Origin of the sequence: Pseudomonas sp. PS02303 (assembly GCF_029959925.1) — a bacterium.
Lineage (GTDB): Bacteria > Pseudomonadota > Gammaproteobacteria > Pseudomonadales > Pseudomonadaceae > Aquipseudomonas > Aquipseudomonas mandelii.
Genome location: NZ_JASCOM010000510.1, coordinates 1 through 1,577, shown reverse-complemented (window position 1 = coordinate 1,577; position 1,577 = coordinate 1). Strand labels below are relative to the sequence as shown.

Genomic DNA, 1,577 nt, shown 5'->3' with positions numbered 1-1,577 from the left:
GGCTCGCTCCCACAGATTCGGTGCAAATCCTGTGGGAGCGAGCCTGCTCGCGATAGGGCCATCAGCCACACCGAAGCTTACATCCCATGCTGCTTCATCAACCGCTCATAACTGCCATCAGCCTTCATCTCCGCAATCTCGCGATCGAAACCGGCGACGATCTGTTCATGCTGCGGATTTTTCAGGCTGACCAATATGTGCAAGCTGTTCTCGCTCAATGCCTTGGGCAGGAACTCCACGGCATTACGCACCTTGGATGATTCCCGAGCCAGGTAATAACGGGCGACGTATTCGTCTTCCAGCGTCAACTTGACCCGGTCTGCCGCGACCACGCACGGCCATGGCGAAGTTATGCACGGGGACTTTCTGCAACGACACGTCCTCATCGAATTCCGGTGAATAGGCATAACCGCGCACCACTGCAATCGGGTAAGTGTGCAATTGCTGCAAGTTGTTGTATTCGATGGGCGCGTCTTTACGCTTGAGAAAACGCACGCGGTTGAGCAGGTATTCGCCGGAAAACTGGCCCAGCTTGGTGCGCTCGTCGGTGTACCAGGCGTTGACCAGCACGTCGTAACGGCCTTCACCGACGCCGAGCAACGCTCGCGCCCAGGGCACCTGCTCGAAATCACTGGCGTAACCGGCCCGTGCCAGCGCAGTGCTGACAATGTCAGTGGCCAAGCCACCGTTGACCAGCGTGGCGTCGGTAAACGGTGGCCAGGCGTCGGCGACCAGACGCAGCTTCTCCGCTGCCGCGCTCTGTGTCAGCAACAGCAGCACGATCAAAGCAAACGCTCGATGCAATCGCGGCATGCTAGAAAATCCTTAGCGGGCGGGCTGCCCGACGCATTTTTCTGCCAAAACTCCAAGACACATGTATCAGCACCCAAGTACTCAACATTAGCTCATTGAAGCCACTGCACTGCGCTCAATCGCAGATTACACAAAGAAGACAGTGCCGCGAGAAATGAATGATGGCATTTTGGCCTTCGTCACAGATTGCTCCGTCATAAAGACATATATCGCCGGGACGCTTAGTATCCGAAGGACGTTGCTCAAGGAAAGTGAAGATGACAATCGATTGGGTCTGCAAACACCACAGCGATCTGGGGAAAGAGCAGCTGTACGCCATTCTCCAGTTGCGCGCAGAAGTGTTCGTCGTCGAACAGAAATGCGCTTATCAGGATGTCGATGGCCAGGATCTGGAAGGGGACACCTGCCATTTGATGGCGTGGGACGGGGATCGGCTGGTGGCCTATCTGCGCTTGCTCGACCCGGAAACGCAGGGCGGCGACGTAGTGATCGGGCGGGTGATTATTGCGCCTGGCGCCCGTGGCACCGGGCTGGGGCACGAGTTGATGGCCCAGGCGTTGAAGCAGGCCGCGAAACGCTGGCCCGAGGTGCCGATCTATCTTTCGGCCCAAGCGCATTTGCAGGGGTATTACGGGCGGTACGGGTTTGTGGTGTCGGGTGAGGAGTTTCTGGAGGATGACATTCCGCATATCGGGATGCGTCGCCCCTGAGGGGCTCTTCGCGGGCAAGCCTCGCTCCTGCAGGGATGTCACCGCACCTGCAGG

At 57.9% G+C, this 1,577-nt stretch carries 1 protein-coding gene and 1 pseudogene; one reads left to right on the top strand and one right to left on the bottom strand.

Going from position 1 to position 1,577, the window contains the following annotated elements; genetic code table 11:
• Positions 1–77: 77 nt before the first annotated feature.
• Positions 78–813: pseudogene (locus QMX98_RS34540) on the bottom strand (transporter substrate-binding domain-containing protein).
• 257 nt (positions 814–1,070) lie between these two features.
• Between QMX98_RS34540 and QMX98_RS34535 the strand changes: the two are divergent.
• Positions 1,071–1,523, top strand: coding sequence for a GNAT family N-acetyltransferase (locus QMX98_RS34535; protein WP_010466969.1), 453 nt, complete (start codon positions 1,071–1,073; stop codon positions 1,521–1,523).
• Positions 1,524–1,577 lie beyond the last annotated feature (54 nt).